The organism is Pseudomonas sp. AC463, from assembly GCF_979253585.1.
The window spans coordinates 1-252 of record NZ_CEEDDZ010000923.1 but is presented as its reverse complement, the minus strand read 5'-3'; the positions used below and the strand labels follow the sequence as shown (position 1 = coordinate 252).

1 protein-coding gene is annotated in these 252 nt (G+C 68.7%); it reads left to right on the top strand.

Going from position 1 to position 252, the window contains the following annotated elements; genetic code table 11:
* Window positions 1-252: CpaD family pilus assembly lipoprotein (locus AC0IYH_RS32920; RefSeq protein ID WP_471838577.1), on the top strand; the 252-nt coding region annotated here is incomplete at its 3' end.

The following is a 252-nucleotide window of genomic DNA, read 5'->3' as shown; positions in this document are numbered from 1 at the left end:
CTGTCCGCCCTCGTCCTCGCTCCGGCCCTCCTGTTGGGCGCGTGCATGGGCAGCGATGCCCAGCGCCGGGGAATGGAATCGATCCATCAGCCCGTCGTGCAGCGGTCCGACTATCTGCTGGACCTTCAGTTGGCAGGCGACCGTCTCGCCAGTGGCGAGTCGCAGCGTCTGACGGGCTGGCTCGACGGTCTGCGGGTCGGCTACGGCGATCATGTCGGGCTGGACGATCAGGGCCGCTCGTCGGCGATGGTC